The 21,297-nt window shown below is 62.0% G+C and carries 25 protein-coding genes and 1 pseudogene; 9 read left to right on the top strand and 17 right to left on the bottom strand.

Going from position 1 to position 21,297, the window contains the following annotated elements; all coding sequences use genetic code 11:
* Positions 1–165: 165 nt before the first annotated feature.
* Positions 166–2,364, bottom strand: a complete 2,199-nt coding sequence (locus tag NKJ84_RS15425; protein ID WP_352507142.1) for a sensor domain-containing diguanylate cyclase — start codon at positions 2,362–2,364, stop codon at positions 166–168.
* Between the two features lie 300 nt (positions 2,365–2,664).
* Between NKJ84_RS15425 and NKJ84_RS15430 the strand changes: the two genes are divergently transcribed.
* Positions 2,665–2,886 carry a hypothetical protein gene (locus NKJ84_RS15430; protein WP_254819423.1) on the top strand — a complete coding sequence of 74 codons (222 nt, stop codon included), beginning with the start codon at positions 2,665–2,667 and terminating at the stop codon, positions 2,884–2,886.
* Positions 2,887–2,998: 112 nt separating this feature from the next.
* On the top strand, positions 2,999–3,703 hold the full coding sequence (locus NKJ84_RS15435) for an SOS response-associated peptidase (protein WP_352507144.1): 705 nt from the start codon (positions 2,999–3,001) through the stop codon (positions 3,701–3,703).
* Here the strand turns inward: NKJ84_RS15435 and NKJ84_RS15440 are convergent.
* Both NKJ84_RS15440 and NKJ84_RS15445 read right to left on the bottom strand, forming a co-directional pair.
* Positions 3,700–3,960 (bottom strand): hypothetical protein, encoded by a 261-nt coding sequence (locus tag NKJ84_RS15440; RefSeq protein WP_023677293.1) that lies wholly within the window; start codon positions 3,958–3,960, stop codon positions 3,700–3,702. The genes NKJ84_RS15435 and NKJ84_RS15440 overlap by 4 nt on opposite strands.
* Before the next feature lie 3 nt (positions 3,961–3,963).
* Positions 3,964–4,224, bottom strand: a complete 261-nt coding sequence (locus tag NKJ84_RS15445; protein ID WP_352507145.1) for a hypothetical protein — start codon at positions 4,222–4,224, stop codon at positions 3,964–3,966.
* A gap of 136 nt (positions 4,225–4,360) precedes the next feature.
* Between NKJ84_RS15445 and NKJ84_RS15450 the strand changes: the two genes are divergently transcribed.
* The gene (locus NKJ84_RS15450) at positions 4,361–4,540 is read left to right on the top strand and encodes a hypothetical protein (protein WP_352507146.1); all 180 of its coding nucleotides are present in this window, start codon (positions 4,361–4,363) and stop codon (positions 4,538–4,540) included.
* A 48-nt stretch (positions 4,541–4,588) separates the two neighbouring features.
* On the opposite strand, the gene NKJ84_RS15455 is transcribed toward NKJ84_RS15450, so the two are convergent.
* The 10 genes and pseudogenes from NKJ84_RS15455 to msuE all read right to left on the bottom strand — a co-directional run bounded on the left by NKJ84_RS15455 (position 4,589) and on the right by msuE (position 12,881).
* Positions 4,589–6,040, bottom strand: coding sequence for an ATP-dependent nuclease (locus NKJ84_RS15455; RefSeq protein ID WP_352507147.1), 1,452 nt, complete (start codon positions 6,038–6,040; stop codon positions 4,589–4,591).
* A 332-nt stretch (positions 6,041–6,372) separates the two neighbouring features.
* Positions 6,373–6,471, bottom strand: a pseudogene (locus NKJ84_RS15460) (BA14K family protein); the annotation flags it as partial.
* A gap of 266 nt (positions 6,472–6,737) precedes the next feature.
* Complete coding sequence (locus NKJ84_RS15465) at positions 6,738–6,887, bottom strand: hypothetical protein (protein WP_023677295.1); 150 nt, start codon at positions 6,885–6,887, stop codon at positions 6,738–6,740.
* 3 nt (positions 6,888–6,890) lie between these two features.
* Positions 6,891–7,220, bottom strand: a complete 330-nt coding sequence (locus tag NKJ84_RS15470) for a DUF2934 domain-containing protein (RefSeq protein WP_352507148.1) — start codon at positions 7,218–7,220, stop codon at positions 6,891–6,893.
* A 123-nt stretch (positions 7,221–7,343) separates the two neighbouring features.
* Entirely contained in the window at positions 7,344–7,973 is a 630-nt protein-coding gene (locus tag NKJ84_RS15475) for a BA14K family protein (protein WP_352507149.1), read from the bottom strand.
* Between the two features lie 168 nt (positions 7,974–8,141).
* Positions 8,142–8,912, bottom strand: coding sequence for an ABC transporter ATP-binding protein (locus tag NKJ84_RS15480; RefSeq protein ID WP_502896216.1), 771 nt, complete (start codon positions 8,910–8,912; stop codon positions 8,142–8,144).
* Between the two features lie 32 nt (positions 8,913–8,944).
* The gene (locus NKJ84_RS15485; protein ID WP_352507151.1) at positions 8,945–9,943 is read right to left on the bottom strand and encodes an ABC transporter substrate-binding protein; all 999 of its coding nucleotides are present in this window, start codon (positions 9,941–9,943) and stop codon (positions 8,945–8,947) included.
* Positions 9,944–10,000: 57 nt separating this feature from the next.
* A complete protein-coding gene (locus NKJ84_RS15490) occupies positions 10,001–10,849 on the bottom strand; it encodes an ABC transporter permease (protein WP_352507152.1) in 849 nt (282 codons plus the stop codon).
* A 40-nt stretch (positions 10,850–10,889) separates the two neighbouring features.
* Positions 10,890–12,272, bottom strand: a complete 1,383-nt coding sequence (locus NKJ84_RS15495) for an LLM class flavin-dependent oxidoreductase (RefSeq protein WP_352507153.1) — start codon at positions 12,270–12,272, stop codon at positions 10,890–10,892.
* Positions 12,273–12,323: 51 nt separating this feature from the next.
* Positions 12,324–12,881: an FMN reductase gene (gene msuE / locus NKJ84_RS15500; protein WP_352507154.1), complete on the bottom strand. Its 558-nt coding sequence runs from the start codon at positions 12,879–12,881 to the stop codon at positions 12,324–12,326.
* A 306-nt stretch (positions 12,882–13,187) separates the two neighbouring features.
* On the opposite strand from msuE, the gene NKJ84_RS15505 reads away from it, so the two are divergent.
* The gene (locus tag NKJ84_RS15505) at positions 13,188–13,397 is read left to right on the top strand and encodes a hypothetical protein (protein ID WP_254819408.1); all 210 of its coding nucleotides are present in this window, start codon (positions 13,188–13,190) and stop codon (positions 13,395–13,397) included.
* A 32-nt stretch (positions 13,398–13,429) separates the two neighbouring features.
* On the opposite strand, the gene NKJ84_RS15510 is transcribed toward NKJ84_RS15505, so the two are convergent.
* The gene (locus NKJ84_RS15510) at positions 13,430–14,848 is read right to left on the bottom strand and encodes an Nramp family divalent metal transporter (protein WP_352507155.1); all 1,419 of its coding nucleotides are present in this window, start codon (positions 14,846–14,848) and stop codon (positions 13,430–13,432) included.
* A 138-nt stretch (positions 14,849–14,986) separates the two neighbouring features.
* Here NKJ84_RS15510 and NKJ84_RS15515 point away from each other — a divergent pair, with 138 nt between their 5' ends.
* Positions 14,987–15,292 (top strand): hypothetical protein, encoded by a 306-nt coding sequence (locus NKJ84_RS15515; RefSeq protein ID WP_352507157.1) that lies wholly within the window; start codon positions 14,987–14,989, stop codon positions 15,290–15,292.
* Between the two features lie 536 nt (positions 15,293–15,828).
* Here NKJ84_RS15515 and NKJ84_RS15520 read toward each other — a convergent pair.
* Positions 15,829–16,683 (bottom strand): aldo/keto reductase, encoded by an 855-nt coding sequence (locus NKJ84_RS15520; protein ID WP_352507158.1) that lies wholly within the window; start codon positions 16,681–16,683, stop codon positions 15,829–15,831.
* 230 nt (positions 16,684–16,913) lie between these two features.
* Between NKJ84_RS15520 and NKJ84_RS15525 the strand changes: the two genes are divergently transcribed.
* From NKJ84_RS15525 to NKJ84_RS15540, 4 genes are all read left to right on the top strand, one after another.
* A complete protein-coding gene (locus tag NKJ84_RS15525) occupies positions 16,914–17,549 on the top strand; it encodes an ankyrin repeat domain-containing protein (protein WP_352475611.1) in 636 nt (211 codons plus the stop codon).
* A 143-nt stretch (positions 17,550–17,692) separates the two neighbouring features.
* On the top strand, positions 17,693–18,082 hold the full coding sequence (locus NKJ84_RS15530; RefSeq protein WP_254819404.1) for an ArsR/SmtB family transcription factor: 390 nt from the start codon (positions 17,693–17,695) through the stop codon (positions 18,080–18,082).
* Positions 18,079–18,612, top strand: coding sequence for an SRPBCC family protein (locus tag NKJ84_RS15535; RefSeq protein WP_352507159.1), 534 nt, complete (start codon positions 18,079–18,081; stop codon positions 18,610–18,612). Before NKJ84_RS15530 ends, NKJ84_RS15535 begins: the two co-directional genes overlap by 4 nt.
* A 93-nt stretch (positions 18,613–18,705) precedes the next feature.
* Complete coding sequence (locus NKJ84_RS15540) at positions 18,706–19,281, top strand: dihydrofolate reductase family protein (RefSeq protein WP_352507160.1); 576 nt, start codon at positions 18,706–18,708, stop codon at positions 19,279–19,281.
* Positions 19,282–19,403: 122 nt separating this feature from the next.
* On the opposite strand, the gene NKJ84_RS15545 is transcribed toward NKJ84_RS15540, so the two are convergent.
* Positions 19,404–20,204, bottom strand: a complete 801-nt coding sequence (locus tag NKJ84_RS15545; protein WP_352507161.1) for a class I SAM-dependent methyltransferase — start codon at positions 20,202–20,204, stop codon at positions 19,404–19,406.
* 152 nt (positions 20,205–20,356) lie between these two features.
* Positions 20,357–21,268, bottom strand: a complete 912-nt coding sequence (locus tag NKJ84_RS15550; RefSeq protein WP_352507162.1) for a DUF930 domain-containing protein — start codon at positions 21,266–21,268, stop codon at positions 20,357–20,359.
* Positions 21,269–21,297 lie beyond the last annotated feature (29 nt).

The raw sequence follows: 21,297 nt of genomic DNA on the forward strand, positions 1-21,297 counted from the left end.
CCCGCGGCAAAACAACACGTTGGAGATCTGGTGTCTTGCAGCCGTTCCGCTGTCACTGCTCCTTACGGTGCTATTAGCCGGATTTATTCTTTAGCCGAACCCAACGAGGCGGGCTTGGCCTTCCTGCGAACGTCGCTTGGCAATCAGCGGCAAGATGGCGTCCGGCTATTTTTTGGGAGCCGTTACCAACTGGATTTGTCGCTCGCCGGGGGCGCTGTTGCGCGCAACCACGACCCGATCGCGACCCTCACCCTTGGCCTCGTAGAGCGCATGATCCGCGGCATTTGTGAGTTCGGCCCAGCCCGCTCCGTGGTCGGGGTAAGCGGCCACCCCGAACGAAACGGTAACAGTGCCCAGCGTCCTGCCTCGATGCGCCAGGTGAAGCTGTCTGATTGCCTGGCGCAGCGCCTCCGCCCGCTCAGCACCCTCTTCAAGCGAGCACCCCGGCATCACAAGGGCGAATTCCTCGCCGCCATAGCGCGATACGACATCGCTATCCCTGGCATGCTCGATCAAGGTGGCGGCAACTTGCTTCAACACCAGGTCACCGGCCTCGTGGCCGAACGTATCGTTGAACTGTTTGAAATGATCGACGTCAAGCATCATGACGACCAATGGCTGACCCGAGCGCTCCATTCGGCGCAGTTCACGGCTGCTGGTCTCCTCGAGATAACGCCTGTTGAACAGACCGGTATTCGGATCGCGGATCGATTGCTGCCGCAGCGTCTCGCGCAGGCGCAGATTGGCCAGCGCCAATGCCAGCGTGTCGACGACGCCGCGCAGGATCTGCTGCCTTTCAGCGAGCCATTGCGGTTTGTCCGCCGCATTCGGTTCACACAAATGCAAGATGCCCAGTGTTTCGCCTTGCGCCGCCAGCGGCATGCAGACGTAACCCTTGCCGCCATTCTCGGTGATATGGGCGCAACGCGGCGACAACATGCCCGGGCCGGCGACATGCTCCTGGCCGCGCCGCAACGCCCAGCAGTCTTCCGGCGCAAATTGGCCAGCGCTCGACCGGACGGCGCCCCAATGCGCTACCTCTTCCACCAGGTTACGCGAGGCGCTGGTCAGGTGGACGGTTCCGCTTAAGCCGCCGAGGAACTCGGCCATGGCGGTGCCGACCACTGAAAACGCTTCAGGAAACGTAACGCAGGCCTGCAGCAGCTCCCCCAGCTTCACCAGACGGGACGTTGTTTCCGACTTCTCGTGCAATTCGCGGTTCAGCCCCGCCAGCTGATTGGCACGCTCGTTCACAACGCTCTCCGCGCGGCGCAGTTCGCTGATGTCGTTGAGCGTGAGGACGAGGCTTCCGTCCGACTTGCTGAGCGGACTGCAACTCGCGATCACCGGCAAATGCGAGCCGTCCAATTTGGTCAAGCGCACTTCGCCCTGGTGTTGGCGGCCCGAGGTCAAGGCCAGCTCGATGGGAGACGTCCCGGCGGCGAATTCGTCGCCTTTCGGATCACGTATCGTCATGACCGAGCGCCACTCCTGGCCGACGATCTTGTTGGCGCGCCGCCCGATCATCGAGACCGCCGCGGGATTGACGCTGGCAATCCGGCCATCACCGTCGAGGACGGCAATGCCTTCAGCCGCCGTCTCGACGATATCCTCGATGTGGGCCCGCGCCGATTCCAGTTCGGCGGCCATCATGTTGAAGCCGTGCGCCAGCTGCCCGAACTCATCTTTGCCGGTGTAGCTTACACGCGTCATGGCATTGCCTTTGGCCAGCGATTCCATGCCTCCCATCATGCCAGAAAGGCCGGTACCGAAACGACGCAGCAGTACAGCGGCGAATCCCGCCGCAACCAGCATGGCGGCTGTCGCGCTGAGGCCAACCAACCAAAGCATGTTGCTGGTGCGCCGTTCGGCATCGCCTAGCAACGGGTCGTATTCCAGGAGCACGGCACCGATGATCGTGTCCTCGGGATGTTCGATCGGAACGACCAGCATGTCGTTGGCCTCATGAGCATCCTCAAACCTGCGGGAGATGCCATCTTTCAGAGTCTGGCCGACTTCATCGCCGGCGTCGTGATCGAACTTGTCGCCGACCTTGTGGTCCTCGTCGGAAGCGTGAGCCAGAAGGACCTTGTTGCGATCGACGATCAGGAAATCCCTGCGCGAACCATGGTGCTGATGCTCCAAAAACTCCCGGAGCGCGTCGGGTCGGTCGAACAGCGACGGCACCCCATCGGATGACCTGAACACGATCGTGTTGGCCAGTTCGCGCGCGACATTGGTCGCTTCGGTCAACCCCAACGCCCTGATCGCCGCCATCTGCGTGAAAATCGCAACGCCGCCGACCACCCCGATCAAAGCCGCGGCGGCCATCATACTGAGAAGGATCTGGCTTTTGATGCGCACGTCACAGGCCCACTGAGAACGACAGCATCATAGATGCCCGATCAAGCCAGCATTTCATTTCCCGCCTTTTATTACCAAATGCTTATCAACGTCCTAACAATTAGCCTGCCCGAAGGCCGGGTTTCGATCGGGTCGGTACGCGGCGCTTGCCCACCGGACCGGTGCGAGGCTGCACATCTGACCTCGCACAGCCCCGGTACGTTTCTTACACAATCTCTGATTGGTGGACTCGCCCGACGCCATCGACGTTAATTTTGCGTTAGCGACAGGAGGGGGGAGATCGCTAAAGGGAGGAAGAAAATGAAAGAAAACTACGATCTGACGATCGACTACGACGACGACGAGCCTTACGACAACAAACCCTACGATCTGGTCACATTCGCGAGAAAGCACGGGCTCAACATGCGAGCCGCCGAGCTTCTCCTTTTCGCCAAGGGTCCGTCCCGAGCGGCCTGCGATGCCGCGGCCAGGGCTTTTCTCGCGGCAGTCGCCGCACAAGCTATGAGACAATCGGCGCGGTAGGTCTCACAAAACCATTGCTGACACGGCCTGCCGTGTCAGCAACCCGACGGACAGCGCTGGAAATTCCGGGCCGTTTCCAACAAGATGCCTGAGCATCCGGGAACGGCCTGAAATGTGCAATCTTTACAATATCACGACCAGCCAGGAGGCCATTCGCCAGTGGACCCGCGCCTTGCGCGATATCCTCGGCAATCTCGAACCCTCCATCGACATCTATCCCAACCAGCCAGGCCCGGTGGTGCGCAATGCGCCGGACGGCGAACGCGAATTAGCCAATCTGCTGTGGGGCATGCCGACGCCACTGGAGCGGGTCAAGGGCAAGGCCGACTACGGCACCACCAACATCCGCAATCCGCAATACGGCCACTGGCAGCAATATCTCGGCATCGAGAACCGCTGCGTGGTGCCCGTCACCAGCTTCGCCGAGCCCAGCCCGACGCCCGGCGACAAGGACCCCGAGACCGGCATTCAGCGCAACTTCTGGTTTGCACTCGGCGAGGACCGCCCGCTGTTCTTCTTTGCCGGCCTGTGGACGCGCTGGCAGGGCATTCGCAAGGTCAAGGACGGCCCCGCCGAGCACCAGGTCTATGGCTTCATGACGACCAGGCCCAACGCGCTGATCGCGCCGATCCACGACAAGGCAATGCCGGTGATCCTGACCACGCCGGAAGAAACCGAGGCTTGGCTCAGCGCGCCATGGTCGGAGGCAAGACACCTGCAGCGCACGGCGCCCGATGACGCGCTAGTGATCGTCGACAAACCGGCGACGCAGATCAAGTTTCCGCAGCAGGCGCCGGCGCAAGGCTCATTGTTTTAGCGCTTGAATTTCTGCAGCACCCAGATGTAGCCCTTGGGCGGATGATCCTGGTCGATGAACTGCGTCTTCACCGTCGTGTCCTTGCGGCTGCATCGCTTGCACCTGAACCTGATCGCTTCCAGCGGTTTGTTCCAGCCCACCACCTGGGCCACGTCATTCGCCCTGAAGCGCCCGACGTGGTAGCAGTGGCCGCACTCCACGATAAGCAGCATGTTGGCCTTGGCGGCACGCCCAACGCTGTCCATCGGCCCGGCCATGGCTCATTTCCGGGTCGAGTAATCCTCGGGGAGGGGAAGCAGGCCAAGCTCCGCCATCCGATAATCGGGCTCCTTCTCCGCTACGCTGGCCAGCACCTCGTGCAATTTCTCGACAAGCCCGTAAAGCTGCCAGAACAGCTCGCCATGCGCCTTCAGATGCAGCTGGGACGACAGCACCGTCCGGCGCAGGCTCAAAGCGTCCCTGATGATCGCCTCCGCATCCCTCGCCGACAGCCTGTCGAACCGGCTTTTTCGTCTGCCCATCGCGGCTCTCCTCGATTTGTGAGCAACCGCCCCGCCTACTGACAAATAGGAAGGCATTCCTCGCCAAGTCAATTCGCTCTTGACATTTTTGTTCCCGTTTTGTTCAATTTGAACAGAAACTATCGGAGGCATCGCCATGGATCACATCGTGACGCTGGACAGCCGCCAGGAGGCTGCGCTGCAGGCCATCGCCGACAGGTTCATTGCCCAGCACCAGGGCGATGCGGTGAAGGCGCTGAAGGAGATGATTGTGCTGAATGGGCATTTGCAGGAACGGCTGGATGCGGTGGAGAGCCGGCGTCGGGCGAGAGGCTAAGAGTTGCCGAAATGCGCATCTCAGCAGAGCACCGATCCATCTGCATTCTCAGGCCGCTGCTACGGCTTCTGAGGTCACCTCTTCCGAACTGCGTAATTCCGACGTATCTCGACGCACGCCGAGAGTCCGGTACACAGCTCGATCAAGAGCCGATGGGACAAGAAGATAATTTTCTATCTCCTTTCGTTCAAGCACTCTCGCCAGTAGAAGGCCGGCATCGAGAGTTTCTACCACATCAGCGATTTGTTCCTCGCAGAAGTAATCACGATCGTAGATCGCCCCTATCATAAGCGGAGCACCAAGTGCTTCGGCGATGCCCGATGCAAGGATTGTGATCTTTTGCCAAGAGCCAAAGCCTCCCGACGCCAAAGGGATAATTCCAGTGCCTGAACTCAACTCCTGCATCCCGATCTTACGTGCGAGACGCCGAAGTAGCCGGAAATCATTGAGGCCCTCGACAAAGAGGATTCTACGGCTCTTCGCAAGCGCGGTGAGAGTTATGTTGTGAGAGGAGCCAACAGCATCAAGCGCACGCTGAATACCGGATATGTTTCGTATGCGCTCTCCAGATTGGCGGTGCTTGTCGATCATTACGATCTCACTCGGATCGGCCTCGGCAATTATTTCACTCGAGTGAGTGGCGATCATTACGTCTGCCCCGGCGTCCCGCATAATGCCTAGCAGTTGGCGTTGGACATCGGGATGTAGGTACACTTCGGGCTCATCCACCACGATGAGAGAATTTTCGGTCGCGCGAGATAGGTGTGTTAGGAGTTGGCACCATATCTGGAAGCCAAAACCGACCCAATATATCTCTCTGGTTATCCGGTCCTCCAAGCAGAACATGCTCAGTTCTCCGGAAGCATAGTCATACTCCGGGGCACTGATTTGCATTCCTGGCCACGTTCTTGCGACAAGCTCCGAGAACGCATCAAATCCGTCTGGAAAAAAATGCCAGTAGCTTCGAAAATGTCTCGATGCCCGGTGGGTAGACAAGCCGGAGACGACAGTGCTGCGCTCCCGTTTCTTTTCTCTATGTTCAACCGGCCCAAGGACGGGCACAATTATCAAAGAAATTGGGAACTCTCGCTTGAACTCTGATGCGCTTTTGACCACGCCACCATCGACAAAAGGGAGAAAGACACAGCCGCCATCTTCAGGAAAGACCAATGCAAGCGAGTTCCCATTGCTCAGTGAAAAGGTTACGCGCGCTTCAGCCCCGTTGTAGTCAGTCTGTACGTTCTCCAGAGAAATCGGAACGCTCTCTTCGGGGAGGCGGTAGCCGATATAGGAATTGTCGCCGACATACACGCGACTGGGCGGTCGAGACCAGGCGAAACGTATTGCTGCATCGAGTGTCCGAAGAGCTCCGATCAAGGTGGACTTGCCCGAGTTGTTAGGCCCAACAAGAATATTGATCTCGTTTATCGTCAGCGTGAACCGGGACAGGGCCTTGAAATTGGAGAACTCAATCCGCCTTATACGCGCGCGTTTCTGCAAGAATGCCCCCTGATTTGCGCCGGTAGCTTATATGACGAGCTTAATAAGCCAGAATCCTTTTCTGCCACTGCGGCATGGCAGAATCGACGATTCTGTCAATTTGCGTCTCTCCTAGTATCCTCTTACGAACGCGGTGGTAAGACAGGGCTCTCTACTCGAACGGCCTCCGTGTCCGCCCTCACCTCCCCATCATGACCGTGAGGCGCAGGTCTGGCCTCCCGCGTCCTACAAAACGAACTGAGCGGCACTTTCCTCCGCTTTGCGGAAGGTCCGGCACATAGACAGGACCTCAAATCCCCGACAGGCGCGCACTGGATGCTGCCCAGCGCGTGCTACTCGCACTGCCGGCGCGGCCCCCCTGAATAGGGCTGATAGCTGTTGTCTTCCGGCCGATAGGAGCGGTAGCGGCTGAAGCAGTATTGCACATGGTCGGATCAGAACTCGGCGGCGCCGGGTTCATCTGATGGCGGGTAACTCTCCACCGACGACGTATCGCTCGCCTCGACCTAGCTGCCGTCATCGGTGATGTCGAGTTAGGGCGAGATGCAGGGGCGCTGCTCTCCGCTGTAGGACGTGTAGTGTCGTCCCTTGGCCTGTAGCAGCGGTAATGGGTTCGCGACGGCTCGTGAGGGCTGGAATTCAGGTTCCGCCGGGCATGCCGCGCGACTGGCTGGCGGGCACCGGCCACCAACGCCCCTCAATGCCTCTTGAAATACTGCACCTCCCGTTCGTGCTTCTCGGCGGCCTCGCGGGTATCGAAGGTGCCGAGATTGCGGCGCTTGCCGGTCTTTTCGTCCTTCTTGCGCGAATAGAGGCGGTATTTTCCGTCTTTGAGTTTTCTGATCATCTGTCACTCCCTGAGCCGCTGCTTCCCCTTGAGGTTGCGCGCGGCTTGTTCGATCGCCGCCCTGTCGTTGCCCAGCCTGTCGATCAGTTCCTGCGCCTGTTCGCCCGATATGCCGGTGCGCACCGCCAGGGCCTCCACCGTCAAGACGTCGGAGCTTGCGACCTCGCGGGTTTCCGGCAGGGCATCGCCTGCCGTCAGCGGCAGGGCTGCCTCCCTGTCGATCTCGGCCTCGGCCCGGTGCCAGTGCCGCTCGGGATCGCCATGGATCCCGCCTTCGCGTTCCCAGATCTGGTATGCGCGCTCACGAATCTTGTCGTCCCGGTCGTCGCCCATGTTGATTTCTCCTTTGGGTATCGGATGAACGCCGAGCCAACCCGAACGATCCAAGAAATCTGCGTGATCGTTGGTCGCACAAGGCGCCATGCACTGCGGCCGCCGGCCACCTCCCGGCCCGCGCTACTCGCACTGCCTCCGCGGCCCCCCAGAATACGGCTGATAGCTATTGTCTTCCGGTCGGTACGAGCGGTAGCGGCCGAAGCAGTATTGCACGTGATCGGATGAGAGCTCGGCGGCGCCGGGTTCATCCGATGGGGCGTAGCCCTCCACCGACGACGTATCGCTCGCCTCGACGTAGCTGCCGTCATCGGTGATGTCGAGATAGGGCGAGATGCAGGGGCGCCGTTGTCCGCTGTAGGATGTGTAGCGGTTGTCGCCTGGCCGGTAGGAGCGGTAGCGGCTGGTGCACCATTCGACATGGGCGGCGGGTAGCGTCTGCTGCTCTTCCACCGCCGGCTTGATGGAGCCGGTGGTGTCGGGTGTCGAAGCTGCGGCGGTATCGGCGGGTCTCGCGGTGCGATCAACTTCCGAGGTGCGAACGGGAACCGGGCTGGCCGGGAGGCGCTCGAGGCGCTGCGAGGCCGGGTTTACCGGGCGCGGATCCTTGGCCCACAGTTCGGCGACGCTGGAGACCGGGGCGGGCGGCCGCACCGGCTTGGCTATCAATAGCCAGGTGGCGAAGGCGAGACCGCTGGCGAATACGGCGAGCGTCAGGACGAAGCCGCCAAAGATTGCGAACAAAGCTTTCATGCCGCGCTCCTTTGCCTCCCGGTTAAGGAAATGCCGAGGCGGGGAATCCGGTTCCAGGAAAGAGCGTAGTGCAGGGCACTCGAAGGAAGGCCCATCTCCGTCTCGGCTTCGCCGAGACACCTCTCCCCGCTTCGCGGGACGCGGGATCCAAGCCCTCTTAGGCGGCTTTCAGTGCAGCCCGAATTCGCGCAGTAGTTCTTCGCGGTAGCGTACGAAGCGGCTTTCGCTGCGCTCGCGCGGGCGGGGCAGGTCGATGTCGATCAGCCGCGCCGCGCCGCCTTTCTCCTTGGGCAGGATCAGCACCCTGTCGGCGAGGTAGATCGCTTCCTCGAGGTCGTGCGTCACCATTACCATGGTGACGTTCTCCTCGCTCCAGATGCGCGCCAGTTCCTCCTGCATGCCGATCTTGGTCATCGCGTCGAGCGCGCCCAGCGGCTCGTCAAGCAGCAGGATTTCGGGCTGCACGGTCAGCGCGCGGGCGATACCGACGCGCTGCGCCATGCCGCCCGACAGCTGCCTTGGAAACGCATCGCCGAATTCGGCGAGGCCGACGAGCGCGATGTAGAAGCGCGCCCGTTCCTCGGCCTCAGCCTTCGGCACGCCGCGCACTTCGAGGCCGAAGGCGACGTTGCCGAGCACCGTCAGCCAGGGCAGCAGGCGCGGCTCCTGGAAAATCACCGCGCGCTCGGCGCCGACGCCGTGCACCGGCTTGCCATCGATGGCGACGCCGCCGCTGTCGGCCGCCTCCAGTCCGGCCAGGATGCGGAGCAGCGTGGTCTTGCCCGATCCGCTGGCGCCGACGATGACCAGGCATTCACCCGAGCGGATGTCGAGATTGAGGGTCCTCAGCACGGCAAGCGAACGCCTGCCGATGCTGAACGATTTGGACAGGTCGCGTATGCTGACCTCACCGCCGCTTGTGCCGCTCATCGCGCTCATCTCCCAGCTGATTGTCTTGCCGGTTGGCCTTCTCAGTTGGTCTTGGTTTCGCCGGGCCGGTAGAGGATATCTGCTGCCTTCAGCTTACCCTTTGGCAGGCGGCCGTCGCGCTCGAGCACGCTGACCCAGAAGTCGATGTCGCGGTCCGTCGCCTTGGCCCCCTGGCGCAGCCCGAAGCCGGTCCAGTAGCGCGCCAGCTCGCCGTTCTCGCCGCGCTTATCGAGGATGTTTGCCAGCACCTTGCGCGCCTCGTCGGGGTTCTGCAGCGACCAGTCGGAGGCGCGCGCCGATTGCTCGACGAAATTGCGGGCGGCGTCGGGATGCGCGGCGATGAAGTCGCGCCTGAGCACGACGAAGCCGCCGGCCAGCTCGCCCAGCACGTCGGTGTCGTTGAACACGCCGCGCACGCCGCCATTGTCGACCAGCGCCCCGGCAAACGTCGCCTGCCAGTAGCCGAGCGCCGCGATGTCGACCTGGCGGGAGCGCAAGGTCTGCTCGAGCTGCGGTCCGGGTACGACAACGAGATTGGCGGCGTCCGGAGACAGGCCGACGCTGTGCAGCGCCTCGCGCACGGTGTAGTCGAGATGGGCGCCGAGCGTGTTGACGGCGATGGTCTTGCCGGCAATGTCGGCGATCGATTTGATCGGGCTGTCGTCCAGCACGTAGAAGACGCTGCGCACCTTGCTGTTGATGCCGTTGCTCGGATAGACGGCGACGAAGTCGTTGCCGCCGGAGATCGAATTGATCACGGCGGCGGTTGCGGCCGAGCCAATATCGACGCTGCCAGAGGCGAGCGCAAACAACGATTCCGGGCCGCCGCCGGAATAGCCGACATTCTCGATCTCGATACCGAGGCCTTTGAAATAGCCGAGCTCGCCGGCCAGCTCATGCGGAGAGATGCTGCCGCGGCTGGCGAGGGAGCGGAACTTCACTGGTGCGGCTTCGGCAAGGGCGAGGCGCGGCAGGCCGGCGGCGAGAAGGCCGGCGGCGAAGGGCGCGCCAGCAAGCAGGGAACGGCGGGAGATTTTCATGGTCCGGGTCTTTCCTGATTTGAGTTCTGGCCTGGTTGAGATTGATAAAGGCGGTGGTCAGTCGACGGCATTGCTCCAGCGGCAGAGCCGCCGCTGCAGGCTCACCAGTGCCTGGTTGGCGATCAGGCCGAGGCCGGCGAGGATGACGATTGCCGCAAACATCAGCGGTATCTGGAAGTTGTACTGCGCGTTCATCACCTGGAAGCCGATGCCCTTGTTGGCGCCGATCATTTCGGACGCGATCAACAACAGCAGCGCCGTGGTGGCGCTGAGCCTCAGCCCAACGAAGATCGAGGGCACGGCGCCGGGCAGCACGACGCGACGGAAGACGGTGAGCTGCCTGGCGCCATAGACGCGCGCCATCTCCAGCAGTTTCGGATCGACCTGCTTGACGCCGCCGATGGTGTTGAGCAGCAGCGGAAACAGCGTCGCCCAGAAGATGACGAACACCTTGGAGGCTTCGCCGAGCCCGAGCAGCAGGATGAACACCGGATAGAGCGCCAGCGCCGAGGTCTGGCGGAAGACCTGCAGGATGGGATCGAGCGCGGTCTCGACCGCGCGCACCTGGCCCATGAACAGGCCAAGCGGGATGGCGACCAGCACGGCGGCCGCGAAGGCGAGACCGGCGCGCTGCAGGCTGATGGCGATGTCGCCGAGCAGAGTGCCGCCGGCCAGTCCCTTCCAAAGTGCCGCGACAATCATGTCGATCGGCGGCAGCACGGCCGCGTTGACCCAGCCGGCGCTGCTCGACGCTTGCCACATTGCGAGGAAAGCGATGAGGACGCCGTAGCGCGACAGGAAGCGAATTCCCGCCCGGCCGCCTAGGCGCAGGAAATCCGAGCCGAGGCTTGTCGTGCTGTCACGCGTGCCGAGGCTGGCGGCCTGTTCGATGTGCTGCAAGGTCATCGTCGTGCCTCTCGCTTCGAGGGTAGTGGGCTTCGTGGAATTATTCGGCGGCCAGCACGGCCGAGCGGGCGGCGGTCCACGGGTTTTCCGGCCGCCTCAGGCCGAGGTTCTCGCGCAGCGTCCTGCCTTCATAGGCGGTGCGGAACAGGCCGCGGCGCTGCAGTTCGGGGATCACCAGCTCGACGAAGTCGTCGAGCCCGCCGGGCAGCCAGGGCGGCAGGATGTTGAAGCCGTCGGCGGCTTCGTTGCCGAACCATTCCTCCAGCTGGTCGGCGACCTGCGTGGCGCTGCCGATGACGGTGTAATGGCCGCGGGCCGTCGCCACCCATTGATAGAGCTGGCGGATGGTGAAGTTGTGCTCGTCGGCAATCTGGCGGATCAGCGCCTGGCGGCTCTTCATGCCTTCGGTCTCCTTGCTTGGCGGCAGCGGGCCGTCGAGCGGATAGCCCCTGATGTCGAGCGTCTGGCCGGCCAGCCCGTTGAGCAGGGCGACGCCGTCTTCGGGCAGGATGAGATCGTTCAGCTGCTGGTATTTGGCGCGCGCTTCTTCTTCTGTGCGCCCGACGAAGGGTGCCACGCCCGGCATGATCAGCACCTGCTCGGGATCGCGGCCGACGGCCGTCACGCGCGCCTTGATATCGCGATAGAATTCCTGCGCCGACGCCAGGTTCTGATGAGCGGTGAAGATAACTTCCGCCGAGGCGGCGGCGAGCTTGCGACCGTCTTCGGATTGTCCCGCCTGCACCACGACCGGGTGCCCCTGCACCGGGCGCGGCACATTGAGCGGACCCTTGACGCTGAAATGCGCGCCCTTGTGGTCGATGTCGTGGAGCTTGTCCTTGTCGTAGAAGCGCCCCGATTTTTTGTCGCGGATGAAGGCATCGTCCTCCCAGCTGTCCCACAGCGCCTTGACCGTCTCGACGTGCTCGTGCGCGCGGGCATAGCGCTCGGCGTGGGCAGGCTGCGTATCGCGATTGAAGTTGCGCGCGGTTTCGTCGCCGGCCGAGGTCACGACATTCCAGCCGGCGCGGCCATTCGACAGATGATCGAGCGAGGCGAATTTGCGGGCGAGCGTGTAGGGCTCCTCGTAGGTGGTCGAGGCGGTGGCGATGAAGCCGAGATGCGTGGTAAGCGGCGCCAGCGCTGCAAACAGCGTCACCGGCTCGAAGCCGGCGATCTTGGCGTTGCCGCCTTCGCGGGCGCCGAGGCCGACCGTCAGATTGTCGGCGAGGAAATAGGCATCGAACAGGCCGCGCTCGGCGGTCAGGGCGAGCTGCTTGTGGAACTCGAAACTGGTGGCGCCATCGGCCGGCGCCTCGGGGTGACGCCAGGCGGCGATATGCTGTCCGCCGCCGGGCAGGAAAGCGCCAAGTTTGATTTGCCTGGATTGTTTGATTTGCCTGGATTTGGTGGATCTGGTCATCGCGGCGTGCTCCTGGGTGGATCGGGGGTGAATCTCGGGTCAGTGGTGCGTTCAGGCGGCAAGGCCGACGCCGTAGGGCACCCCGGTAACCCGGCATGCCTCGGCGACCGCTTGCCGGGTGCGGGCGTGGATGGCTTCCGACACCAGCACGCCATTGGCAAAATCCTTCTCGGAGGCGTAGATCGCGGTCGGCACGGTCAGCGCCTCGAAGAAGCCGAACAATGGCCGCAACTGGTGCTCGACGATCAGCGAATGGCGCTCGCCGCCGCCGGTCGCGGCAAGGATGACCGGCTTGCCCCTCAGCGATGACGGGTCGAGCAGGTCGAAGAAGTGCTTGAAAAGCCCGGTATAGCTGCCTTTGAAGGTCGGCGAGCCGGCCACCAGGATGTCGGCGCCCAGCAGCCGTTCGACTATGTTGCGCGCCGCTGGGTCGAGGTCGCCGAGGCGCCTTGCCTGCGGCAGGGACGCGCCGAGATCCTCGATGTCGAAGACGGCTGCGGCCGCGCCGATGCTTTCGGCCGCCTGCCCGACAATGTGGCTGATGAACGCCTTGGTCTTCGATGGCCGGGTCAAATTGCCCGACAGCCCCACCACGAGCTTTTTCGACATTCCTGGCTCCCTGTCCAAATGATCTATGTTAAGTCTAGAGAATTTGTAGAATTAAAAGAGCGAGAAAATTTCAAAGGTAGCGCATTGAGCGAACGGAGTTTGCGGAACACCAGCCGTAGTTGGTTCATTCAATGCGGCGTACTGCGCCGGCGCAGCGCATCGAGCAGCGACGCAAAGGCCTGCCAGCGCCTTGTCCTCGGGCTGCGGTGAATCAAGCCAATTTGATTCAAATCCGGCTGTGGATATTTGCTTTTGGGTAAATCGAGGCGGCCATCCTGCCGGCCGGCGGGCAACAGGGAGAAGCCGATGACAAGCGACTTTGCCGCCGCACACCTCCATCTTGAACGAGCCAGCCATTATTTGAGCGGCGAGGACGAGACGAGCCGCACGGCTCGTGCGGCTGTGGATCATCTGATCGATGCGATTGTCGCAGTGCAATACAAACGGCCGATGGGCGACGTAGTGGAATTTCCAGGACCGGCAAAGCTGGGACAATCCGCAAGCGGGACGGGTTAACTCAACCGGCGGCGTCCTTTTGTCCTGCCTGATCACATGAACCAGGTTGCCACCAGGCCGATCGTCGCCGAGAAGATGGCGGCGGTCGTTGCCCAACCGAGTATGTTGGTGCTGCGGCTGTTCACCTGGTTGCCCATGATCCTGCGGCTGTTCGTCATCAGCATGATGAGCAGCAGCAAGGGCGGCGTCGAGAAGCCCTGAACTATGCCGGACCAGACCAGCGCCTTCATCGGATTGAAGCCGAGGAAGTTGAGGCCGGCGGCGATCACCGTAAAAAATCCGATGGCGAGATAAAATTTGGGCGCCTCTCGAGCCCGGGCGTGCAGGCTGTTTTTCCAGCCGATGGCTTGTGCCACGTCATAGGCAGCGCCGGTAGTCATGACAGGAACCGCTAGGAAACCGACGCCGATCACGCCTGCGGCGAACAGGACGCTTGCGGCCTGGCCGGCTAGCGGGCGCAGCGCCTCCGCCGCTTGCGCAGCCGTGTCGATATCGTGGTGGCCCGTCTTGTAGAGCGTAGCACCCGTCGACAGAATGATGAAATACATGATGAGATTTGAAAACATCATGCCGATGAGAATGTCCCGGCGAGAGCGACGGAGTTCGCTGTCGGTAGCGCCCTTCCTTTGCCCGAGCGTCGTTCGCCCCTGTGCAATCTCCTCCTCGACCTCCTCATTGGACTGCCACGTGTAGAGATAGGCGGACAGCGTCGTGCCGATAATGGCGACCAGGATCGACAGGAACTCACGGTTGAATTCGATCCGCGGAAGCAGCGTTCCGCGCAGTACGGCCGCGGCGTCCGGCTTGGCCAGAATGGCGGCACCGACATAGGCGAGCAGCGCCAACGCCAGCCACCGAAAGATGTTGCGGATCAAAGTATAGGAGCCGAAGACCTGGAGGGCGAAGATGATGGCGGCGACGAACAGCACGATCAGCGGGATGGGAAGTGGCACGAACATGTTGATCGCGGCCGCCATTCCACCAAGATCCGCCGCTGCCTCGATGGTGTTGCCGACGAGCACACCCAACAGCACCGACCAGAGCAGCCACCGCGGATAGAAGTCCTTGATGACGTGGAACAATCCGCGCCCGGATACCTGACCAAGCTTCGACGACAGGTAGACGACCGCATACATCATCGGCAACGTCACCGGAGCCGTCCAAAGCAGGTCGGGTCCGAAGCGGGCGCCGGCGCTGGCATAGGTGCCTATCGCAGAACAATCGTCGTCGGCTGCCCCGGTTATCAGGCCGAGGCCGAGCGCTCGGCCTATGCCGCCATTCCTCTCCTCCGGTGAGTTGGAACGGTCAGAACCGGCCTGCCTCATTGCGATCGGACCGGGTTGGGATGGAAGGGCGTGGGCACGGCCTTCCATGCCACGATCGTAAGGATCGGTCGCGCCGCTGATCTCATTTTGCTTCCTCAACAACTTTGCCCAAACCCGGCGCGCCATGACTTGTTCCGTGGCCTGGCGGAGCAGAGGCTTGCCCCAGATCCTTCCCTCCGGGGGGTAAGCCTGAAAGTTCGGGTTGACCGCTTCTGAAGGCGAAGCGACTATCCGTGCGAGGTGAATTCCGCAGGAGGAAATACGATGGACGAGCCCGATCGGTGGCGCCACATGTCGAGTGCGCCAAGGGACGGCAGCAGAATCCTTGTCACGGTTCGGCCATCCGAACAGGGGCCGGCCGAAGTCGACATGGCTTTCTGGGCCCGGGCCGATCAGTTCGGCAGCGAAGGCTGGAGGGCTTCCGACTCTTCTCCGGGACGCATCGTCGAATATGCCGAACCGGAGCTGAAGTGCTGGATGCCGCTGCCGTCGGCCAATCTGAGCAAGGGTTCGATGCCGAGCCCCTGGGAGGAGGATGATGTCCCGCTGCTGGATGGCTCGGGGATCTGAGGTGAGCTGTCGCGGTCGCTACAGGACCGCGTTGGGGCCGAAGCTGCCGATCTCCCCCCTCGTGGGGGAGATGTCCGGCAGGACAGAGGGGGGCGCCGTAGAACGCCGACCTCGATCGCCAAAGAGCGTTGACAATGCCTCACACGCCATTGCCTCCACGACACCGCGCAAATGCCAAATCGATGCCCAAGGCCAGCACATTGGCATTGTGACTGGGCTCGCCGCTGCATCCTGAATGGGTGGCCAAAGCGCGAGTTCCGTGAGCGACGGATGGGCAGCAGAACCCTGGCAAGACCGGCGGGACAGCGCCCCCCTTGTAACTTGGAAACGACCACTTCTCTGTCCTGCCGGACATCTCCCCCACGAGGGGGGAGATTGGCTCTCATCTCGGCTTTTCGCTAGTCTCCAACGTTGCAAGAACGGCGCTCCCGTTGAAGCTGCCAATCTCCCCCGGGGGGAGATGCCAAGTGGTGCCAAAGAGGGCAGGACACAGGGGTCGCAAAGGAATGCCAACGCCGCGGTGATGCCCGCCTTCGTCAGAACAGGAACGCGGCGGTGGCGGGGTTCGGGCCGGTGCGGCCGTCGGGCGAATCCATGCCCCGGATGAGCTCGAGGTCCTTCGCTTCCAGCTCGAAATCGAAGACATCGAAATTGGCGGCGATCCGGTCCTGGTGGATCGATTTCGGGATGACGATCAGCCCTTCCTGAAGGTGCCACCTGATAATCACCTGCGCCACCGACTTGCCGTGTTTCCTGGCGATGCTTTCGAGCGTCGGATCGCTCAACAGCCGGCCGCTGCCCAGCGGGCTCCAGCTCTCGATGCGGATGTTGTGCCTGTCGTGGAATTCACGTTTGTCACGCTGCTGGAAGCGGGGGTGGAGCTCGATCTGGTTGACGGTCGGCGTGACGCCGGTCTCGCCGATGATCCGTTCGAGATGGTCCTGGTTGAAGTTCGAAACGCCGATCGACTTGATGCGGCCTGATTGCCTGAGTTCGATCAGCGTCTTCCAGGCCTCGACATATCTGTCCTGGCTGGGTACCGGCCAATGGATCAGGAACAGGTCGATCTGTTCGATGCCGAGCTTGCTCATCGTCCCGTCGAAGGCGCGCAAGGCGGCGTCGCGCTGATGGGCGCCGTTGCGCAGTTTCGAGGTGATGAACAACTCGCTTCTCGGCACGCCGGCCGAGCGGATCGCCTGCCCGACACCTTCTTCGTTCTGATAGCCTTCGGCGGTGTCGATCAGCCTGTAGCCGGCCTCGATTCCCCAGCGCACTACCTTGGCGGTGATGGCTGGATCGACCTGCCACACGCCGAGGCCGATTTGCGGAATGGCGGAGCCGTCGTTCAATCTGATTTGTTCAGGTCTTTTCAGGGTAATCTGTTCAGGCATGTTCAGGTCCTTCTGCATCGTTCCGCCCGGCGCAGGCTCTATCTAGTCTGAATGGCCGCCAAAGCCAGTCGATATCAGGAGAATGTGAGGAGACGGACGTGAAGCGCTGATCTTCCGCTTCGGGCCGACAGCTCTCTGTGACCCACGGACTCCAGGGAACTCCATTCAGGACGATCCCGCTGTCGCGGATTTCTGTGGTATTCTGTGGATTATTCGAGGAGGCGACTGCGTTGACCAACAGCTTGGAAGCCGAAGGAGCAAGAGACTGGTCGCCCCTGCTGGTCGCGGCAGAACAAGGCGATGCGGATGCGGTTCGATCGGAATTGGCGGCTGGCGCCGACATCAATCAGTCGGACGACGGCGGCTGGTCTGCACTTCACCTTTCAGCCCTCAATGACCGCACAGCGGTGGTCGAGGTGCTGATCGAAGACCCGGAAATCGATGTGAATGCCAGAAACAAGTGGAAGAGCACGCCCTTGAGCCTTGCGTCGGCCAAGGGACATTACTCGTGTATCTCAGGCCTCGTGAGACACCCCCAAATAGAGATCAACGCGCGAGCTGACTACTACGGCAGAACGGCTCTTATCGAGGCGGCGAAGAACGGGCATCTCGAAGTCGTCAAGTTGCTCGTGGAGAATGGCGCGGAAGTAAATCTGACCGACAAGACGGGGAGAAACAACGCGCTCATCGAGGCTATCAAAGGGCGGCACTACGAGATCGCGGAATACCTGCTGGATTCTGGGAAAGTGAGCTTTATCAACAAAGAAATAAGGCTAAACGCCCTGATCTGGGCTGGCAGCTGCCACAACCCTCAGCTTATCGAAAAGCTGGAAGCCGCGATCCACAGTTTCTTCAACGGCAAATAAGGGCCTCGCCCTTACTGTCGCGGGCCGTCCGTATCTCCCGTCACGTCGATGCGCTCGATGGCGCAAACCGCCCTGCGGCGCTTCACATAATTTATTCAACCAAACGGTTGACTATCTCAAAGCGCGCATCTATATTCAACTACATGGTTGAATTACAAACACCTCAGATGGATGCGGTCTTTCACGCCCTTGGCGACGCCACGCGCCGGCACATGCTTCGCGATCTCGCCGATGGCGAGAAAACGGTAAGCCAGCTGGCGGAACCCTTCGCGATGTCGCTCGCGGCGGCCTCCAAGCACATCAAGACGCTGGAGAACGCAGGGCTTATTCGTCGAGAGGTGAGGGGCCGCACGCATCTGTGCCGACTAGCCCCCGGACCGCTGGCCAGCGCCCATCAGTGGCTCAGCTTCTACGAGCGCTTCTGGACAGGTCGTCTCGATGTCCTCGAACGCCTTCTTCGCGAAGAGGACGCACGCAAAGCCCAGGATGAGCCCAGGAAATCGCCCAATCCGAAAGAAGGAGACGAGCAATGAACCAGATGAGAAGCATCGACGCCTATGGCGCGCTAAGCGAGCCCGCCACGTTCACTATCCAGCGCCTTTTGCCCGGACCCATCGAGCGCGTCTGGGCCTATCTCACTGAGAGTGACCTGCGCCGACAGTGGATGGCAGCGGGCCAGATGGAAATGAAGGCGGGCAGCTCGTTCGAATTGGTCTGGCGTAACGACGAGCTGACGGACCCGCCTGGCCAGCGCCCCGCGGGCTTTCCCGAAGAGCATCGGATGGAGGGCCGGATCACCGAACTCGATCCGCCGCGCCAGCTTTCCATCACCTGGGGAAATACCGGCGGCGTCTCCTTCTTGCTGGAGGCGAAGGGTAGCGATGTGCTGCTCACCGTCGTCCATCGCCGCCTGCCGGAACGTGCAATCCAGCTCAACATCACGGCCGGCTGGCACATGCACCTCGACCTGCTGGCCGCCCGCCTGGCTGGCAAGCCGCCGACCTCGTTCTGGGACGGCTGGAGCCGCCTGCGGGAAGAATACGATCGCCGCCTGCCGGCCTGATGTAACTCGCGGCGTCCATCCCTGAGGTCGCCGCCAGCAACACGAAGCAACGATGAAACGTGCTTGCATCCCGCAAGCCTGATGGAGGAAGTCATGCGCAAATTGATCGCTGGGATGAAAATCTCCGTCGACGGCAAGATGGAGGGGCCCGAGGGTTACGCCGATTGGGTCGACGCGTGGTCGGACGAATATGGCCTGACGCCGCAAATCGACGCCTGCCTGCTTGGCAGCGTCATGTATGCCGGCTACGAGCGCTACTGGAGCGCCATCCAGAACGAGCCCGACAAGCCGCTGCCGATGACCGGCAAATTGCCGAAGCCGGCCGAGCTCGAATGGGCCCGATTCGCCGCGCAGACCCCGCATTATGTGCTGTCGAACACAATGACTTCGGCCGCCTGGCCAAAGACGCGCTTCGTGCGGAATTTCGAGGATATCGCTGCGCTTAAACAGAAGCCCGGCAAAGACATCTACCTTATGGGCGGCGCCCGAATTACCGCGAGCCTTATCGATGCCGGGCTGGTCGATGAGCTCAGGCTGATCGTCTATCCGCTGCTCGCCGGTGAAGGAAAGGCGCTGTTTGGGACGGCGAAAAATCGTCGTGGGCTCGAACTGCGCAAAGTGGAGCAGCTTTCGGACGGCCGCGTCAGGCTGGTCTACGGGATCGGCTAATGCAGCCACCCTTGGCGGATCTAGCGGGGCCGAAGCGGAGGCCGTCCCGTCAACAGCGGGACAAGCCGGCGCGAGGAGAGCGATGCTTCCTATGCGAAGAATGCATCCCGGCTGCCGGCCGGTCAGGCAACGATACCGCGGCAGGCCCAGGCGACATTCGCAAAGGATCTCGGGCCGTCGGGCCGGCCGGCCTCATAGGCGTCGCGCATGGCGGCGTCGACGCGCGCCCGCTCTTCTGGATCGAGCGTGGCCACATACTTGCCGAGCGGCCCTTCGCCGGCGGCTATCGGCGCCCAGTAATCGTCGAAGTTTTGATAGTCCATGCGGATCATCAGCTCGGTCTCCGTAACGTCGCGGAGACCCTGCTCGACAAAGGTCCGTTTCATTTCACCCGGCTGCATCATCGGCTGCGTGCAATAGCGGGCGCGCAGCTGGCGTCCGCCTTCGCTGAGCACCGCCACCGTGTCGATCATCATGCGCATCCCCGGCATGCCGCCGAGATGGTCCCATACCGTCGCCGCGACCACGCCGCCCGGCCGCACGACGCGGCGCATCTCGGCGACTGCCTTGCCGGCTTCGGGCACGAAATGGAGCACGAGCAGGGCCAGGGCACGGTCGAACGCGCCGTCCTCAAAGGGCAGGGCGCAGGCATCCGCCTGACGGATTTTTATCCGCGGATCGGAGTTGCGCCGGATTGCCTCCTCGACAAAAACGCCTGAAAAGTCGATCGCGGCGACCTCACGGAGGTCAGCGGCCTTGACGAGCGCGAAGGTCAGGCTGCCGGTGCCGCAACCGACGTCGAGGATCTTTTCGCCGTCTTTAAGGCCCGCAAAGTCGATGAACAGCGGCGCGAGCCTTTGGCTCCAGCGGCCCATGAGCTGCTCATAGCCGGCAGCATGGTGAACATTGAAACTTGAAGTCATCGAAGCCTCCTCCCAAAGCCGTATGCTAGACTTCGGCGGCCACTGACGAAAGCCATTTTTGGCGCGTGTTGGTTCGGTCACCCGGGCCGCGCGAAGACATCGCCAGCCGGATTTGATGGCGCCGGACAGCCAGCCTCCGTGGCCTTGACCACCTAATTGGCGGGCAACCCGCGGCGCTTCCATTCACTGCGCGGCACCGGATTTCCAACACGGAAGGCGAACGACACGACTTTCGTTGCGTCCGGATCGACCTCACAACGAAAGCTCAGATCGTACCACTGCCCGTTTGCGGGGAACGGCGCACTGGCGACGTTCATGACCGTGCCGGCCTTCAGCCGATACTCAAGCAAGCTGTCTGGGAAATAGGGGGGCGACGCGTGCACCAATTGCTGTGCGAGCTCCGTGTTGCAGAGCTGACCGATTCGTACGGCGCGCGGCACGTTTTTCATGGCGGTTGTCGCGATCGGATCATCGGTTGCTGCTTGCGAGAACAATCTTTTCGCTTCTTCAAGCTTCAACGGCTTTTGCACGTTAGCGACATCCGCTGGCTTGGGCTTCGGCGGCTGTGATGCGCCAGGCGGCGGAGCCTGGTCGTTCCCGTCGACCGCAGTCACGGCAGGTGGCTGTGCAAGATCCTGGTTATTGGGATCTTGCGGCGCTGGCGGTTGTTCCGAACCATCCTCCGCACTGTTGCCGTCCAGAGACTTGCGCGGACCGGCGTCCTTCTCACCGAATTGGAAGACAGGTCTCTGCGCGGCGACCTCACGGCTCGCCGTCGGCTCGACCTTTGCTTCCGGCGGCTTTTCCGTCTTGGGCGGTTCAGCGGGGGACGGAGGTTTGGTTTTTTCCGGCGGTTTGGGCGGCGGCACGATATCCACCGCAATGGCCTGCTCCTTCCCTGGCTGCGAGAGCGTTGCCGGCAGTCCGAACAACAAAAACGCGACGATCAGCAGATGCAGGGCAATCGAAGTGGGCAAGGCCCACCCGAATACCCGGCGCTGATCCCGTATGTCGTTTCTCATCGTGGCCGGTGTGTGGAATGAAATATTGGCGGCATCAAGCATCGATGCCGCCAGACGTCGAAATAACCCGC

The sequence above is a fragment of the Mesorhizobium sp. M0048 genome (assembly GCF_040323405.1).
Classification (GTDB): domain Bacteria; phylum Pseudomonadota; class Alphaproteobacteria; order Rhizobiales; family Rhizobiaceae; genus Mesorhizobium.

Coding starts and splice junctions, on each gene's coding strand:
- NKJ84_RS15430 (WP_254819423.1), top strand. CDS start 2,665: ATGAAAGAAAACTACGATCTGACGATCGACTACGACGACGACGAGCCT.
- NKJ84_RS15435 (WP_352507144.1), top strand. CDS start 2,999: ATGTGCAATCTTTACAATATCACGACCAGCCAGGAGGCCATTCGCCAG.
- NKJ84_RS15440 (WP_023677293.1), bottom strand. CDS start 3,960: ATGGCCGGGCCGATGGACAGCGTTGGGCGTGCCGCCAAGGCCAACATG.
- NKJ84_RS15445 (WP_352507145.1), bottom strand. CDS start 4,224: ATGGGCAGACGAAAAAGCCGGTTCGACAGGCTGTCGGCGAGGGATGCG.
- NKJ84_RS15450 (WP_352507146.1), top strand. CDS start 4,361: ATGGATCACATCGTGACGCTGGACAGCCGCCAGGAGGCTGCGCTGCAG.
- NKJ84_RS15465 (WP_023677295.1), bottom strand. CDS start 6,887: ATGATCAGAAAACTCAAAGACGGAAAATACCGCCTCTATTCGCGCAAG.
- NKJ84_RS15470 (WP_352507148.1), bottom strand. CDS start 7,220: ATGGGCGACGACCGGGACGACAAGATTCGTGAGCGCGCATACCAGATC.
- NKJ84_RS15475 (WP_352507149.1), bottom strand. CDS start 7,973: ATGAAAGCTTTGTTCGCAATCTTTGGCGGCTTCGTCCTGACGCTCGCC.
- NKJ84_RS15480 (WP_502896216.1), bottom strand. CDS start 8,912: ATGAGCGCGATGAGCGGCACAAGCGGCGGTGAGGTCAGCATACGCGAC.
- NKJ84_RS15485 (WP_352507151.1), bottom strand. CDS start 9,943: ATGAAAATCTCCCGCCGTTCCCTGCTTGCTGGCGCGCCCTTCGCCGCC.
- NKJ84_RS15490 (WP_352507152.1), bottom strand. CDS start 10,849: ATGACCTTGCAGCACATCGAACAGGCCGCCAGCCTCGGCACGCGTGAC.
- NKJ84_RS15495 (WP_352507153.1), bottom strand. CDS start 12,272: ATGACCAGATCCACCAAATCCAGGCAAATCAAACAATCCAGGCAAATC.
- msuE (WP_352507154.1), bottom strand. CDS start 12,881: ATGTCGAAAAAGCTCGTGGTGGGGCTGTCGGGCAATTTGACCCGGCCA.
- NKJ84_RS15505 (WP_254819408.1), top strand. CDS start 13,188: ATGACAAGCGACTTTGCCGCCGCACACCTCCATCTTGAACGAGCCAGC.
- NKJ84_RS15510 (WP_352507155.1), bottom strand. CDS start 14,848: ATGGCGCGCCGGGTTTGGGCAAAGTTGTTGAGGAAGCAAAATGAGATC.
- NKJ84_RS15515 (WP_352507157.1), top strand. CDS start 14,987: ATGGACGAGCCCGATCGGTGGCGCCACATGTCGAGTGCGCCAAGGGAC.
- NKJ84_RS15520 (WP_352507158.1), bottom strand. CDS start 16,683: ATGCCTGAACAGATTACCCTGAAAAGACCTGAACAAATCAGATTGAAC.
- NKJ84_RS15530 (WP_254819404.1), top strand. CDS start 17,693: ATGGTTGAATTACAAACACCTCAGATGGATGCGGTCTTTCACGCCCTT.
- NKJ84_RS15535 (WP_352507159.1), top strand. CDS start 18,079: ATGAACCAGATGAGAAGCATCGACGCCTATGGCGCGCTAAGCGAGCCC.
- NKJ84_RS15540 (WP_352507160.1), top strand. CDS start 18,706: ATGCGCAAATTGATCGCTGGGATGAAAATCTCCGTCGACGGCAAGATG.
- NKJ84_RS15545 (WP_352507161.1), bottom strand. CDS start 20,204: ATGACTTCAAGTTTCAATGTTCACCATGCTGCCGGCTATGAGCAGCTC.
- NKJ84_RS15550 (WP_352507162.1), bottom strand. CDS start 21,268: ATGCTTGATGCCGCCAATATTTCATTCCACACACCGGCCACGATGAGA.